The 2,501-nt window shown below is 53.5% G+C and carries 4 protein-coding genes; all 4 read right to left on the reverse strand.

What is annotated here, in order from left to right:
- Positions 1-641, reverse strand: a 641-nt coding sequence (locus B4C70_RS01585) for a thiazole synthase (protein WP_290776559.1), incomplete at its 3' end; no start/stop codon positions are given.
- 2 nt (positions 642-643) lie between these two features.
- Positions 644-844, reverse strand: a complete 201-nt coding sequence (gene thiS / locus B4C70_RS01590; RefSeq protein WP_050677012.1) for a sulfur carrier protein ThiS — start codon at positions 842-844, stop codon at positions 644-646.
- Positions 841-1,785 carry an FAD-dependent oxidoreductase gene (locus B4C70_RS01595; protein ID WP_290776563.1) on the reverse strand — a complete coding sequence of 315 codons (945 nt, stop codon included), beginning with the start codon at positions 1,783-1,785 and terminating at the stop codon, positions 841-843. The genes thiS and B4C70_RS01595 overlap by 4 nt, the downstream gene beginning before the upstream one ends.
- Positions 1,782-2,375: a thiamine phosphate synthase gene (locus B4C70_RS01600; RefSeq protein ID WP_290776566.1), complete on the reverse strand. Its 594-nt coding sequence runs from the start codon at positions 2,373-2,375 to the stop codon at positions 1,782-1,784. The genes B4C70_RS01595 and B4C70_RS01600 overlap by 4 nt, the downstream gene beginning before the upstream one ends.
- Between the last annotated feature and the right edge of the window lie 126 nt (positions 2,376-2,501).

Genomic DNA, 2,501 nt, shown 5'->3' on the forward strand with positions numbered 1-2,501 from the left:
GGATCTTGAGCATGGGCGACAGCGGAGTTCAATAAGACACCATCCGCTCCCAGTTCCATCGCATAGGCGACGTCGGTCGGCGAGCCAATCCCGGCGTCGACGATGACCGGCACCGTCGTCTGCTCGATGATGAATCGTAGATGAAGTGGGTTGAGAATGCCTTGCCCGGAACCGATCGGTGACGCCGCCGGCATGATGGCGTGACAACCGAGTTCTTCGAGTCGTCGTGCAAGGACGACATCGTCCGACGTATACGGTAAGACGATGAAGCCTTCTTTAAGTAATTCTTCAGAAGCCCGTAACGTCTCGATCGGATCAGGTAGTAACGTCTTGTTGCAACCGATCACTTCGACCTTAACCATGTCGCACATACCGGATGCCCGCGCAAGCTTCGCCAACCGTACGGCTTCTTCTGCCGTCTTCGCACCAGCCGTGTTCGGTAGTAGATCGTACTTCGTTAAATCAAGCGACTCGAGGAAGTTCGCTTGTTGTTTATCAAAAATATCGAGCCGACGGACGGCGAACGTCAAGATTTGTGAAGCGGACGCATCGATTGCTTCCTGCTGTACCGTAGCATCCGTATATTTCCCTGTTCCGAGTAATAACCGTGATTCAAATGTCTTTTCTCCAATTTTCAGCATGTTTATCCTCCTCCTACGAAATGAACGATTTCAAATGTGTCATTGTCCCGAACGACTGTCTGACCGTACGCCATGCGATCGATGATGTGTCGATTCTGTTCGACGATGACGAGCTTTTCCCCTAAGCCGAGTTGTGTGAGCATGTCCTCGATCGTTTCAATCTGTTCGATGGTGTGGTCATTGCCATTAATCGTAATGTTCATCGGACTTCCTCCTTCTGGATCAACCGTAATGTATTTGCCAAGACTTCCGCTGTCGCCGGTGCGAGTAATATGCCATGCCGATGATGCCCGGTCGCTAGGAAGATCCGACGAGAAGACGCGGCAACTCCGATATATGGCAAGCCGGACACCGTTTGCGGTCGTACACCGGACCAGACTTCTTCGATGACCGCGTCACGAATCGGTGGATAAAGTCGTTCTGCTGCTTGAAGCAATGACGTGACCCCTGCAACACTGACGCCGACCGTCTCGTCGTGCGGTAGTTCGGTCGCACCGATCAAAATTCGTCCGTCAGCTTTTGGCACGAGGTAGACGGCGTCGTCAAACAGGATCGATCGTAACGGCTGACCCGCGAGACGGACTGCGAGACATTCCCCTTTGACCCCATATGTCGCAATCGAAATGCCAGCTGTATCGAGCAAGGCTTGCGACCCGCGTCCGGCAGCGACCGTCACCGTTCGTCCGGTCCACGTTCCCGCGTTCGACTCGATCCTGACGAAGTCATCGCTCTCTTCGATGCGTGTGACTTCCACCTGTTCTTCAATCGATATGCCACGTGCGTGTAAGGCATACATCAATGCAGTTGTCAGTCGTCGTGGATCGATTTGACCGACAGCTGGAAACAGATGCTCGCGTCCTTTACGCTTTAACAAAAATGGTTGTTCCCGGTACCCACAATCGATGCCTGTCTCTCGCTCGAGACGACGTGCAAGCAACGGATACAGTCGACGACTTCGCGCGGCAAGTGCATGCAATTCCTCTCTCAGCTCGATGTCTGTCGCAAGCATTCCGGCAGCCGCCCGACTCGTTCCTTGTCCACTTGCTCCACGTTCTAGTATGACGACGGATTCATTGTGACAGGCGAGACTGTAGGCGAGCGTCAAACCAATGACTCCGCCGCCGATGATGATGTGATCCGTCATACGCGAACCTCCTGATAACGATGGACGGCAACGAGCGGATCCGATTGACCGAGAATCCCCGATAAGACGGCGATTCCGGTTGCACCGGTCGCTGCGATTTCAGGAATGCGATCTGGTGTGATCCCGCCGATCGCAATGACTGGTTTCGTCGTGAAGGTGACGACTTGCTTCAAGGCGTCGATCCCTCGTGGTGGCACGTTCGGCTTCGACGCCGTCGGATAAATATGACCGTACAGCAGTCGGTCGGCTCCTTCCGCTTCTGCTGCCAGTGCCTCTGCTAGTGAATGGACGGATTTCCCAATGACGAGATTCGGAAAATGACGTCGCACATCGCGGACACGCAAGGAACGGCGCGTCAGCTGCACACCGATGCCGGCGACATGGGCGACGTCGACCCGGTCATGAACCGTTAACTGTTCAGGCGAATAACCATGCCCAAGGAGTGCTTCAATCAGATCAAGTAATTCTGCCGCCGATAAGTTCGGTTCACGTAGATGCAGCTGATCCGTATAGGGTTGAAGGGATTGAAAGGTCTTTATTTCGTCAAGCGGATTAATGGATCCCGTCGAAATCAGATGTAAACGCATCATGTTCTTCCTTTCCATACGAAAAAGGACCACTCCCGATGTTGAAGGGAGTGGTCCGAAAATACGCTGAAGCGCTAAGGATATCTAAGGTTTCGAGCCACTTCCCTCCGCTAGTACGAACTAGATCAG

This window comes from Exiguobacterium sp. UBA5002, from assembly GCF_002396765.1.
Taxonomy (GTDB): domain Bacteria; phylum Bacillota; class Bacilli; order Exiguobacteriales; family Exiguobacteriaceae; genus Exiguobacterium_A.

What these genes read in the sequence shown, in the direction of transcription:
- thiS (WP_050677012.1), bottom strand. Translation starts at nt 844, where the DNA reads ATGAACATTACGATTAATGGCAATGACCACACCATCGAACAGATTGAA.
- B4C70_RS01600 (WP_290776566.1), bottom strand. Translation starts at nt 2,375, where the DNA reads ATGATGCGTTTACATCTGATTTCGACGGGATCCATTAATCCGCTTGAC.
- B4C70_RS01595 (WP_290776563.1), bottom strand. Translation starts at nt 1,785, where the DNA reads ATGACGGATCACATCATCATCGGCGGCGGAGTCATTGGTTTGACGCTC.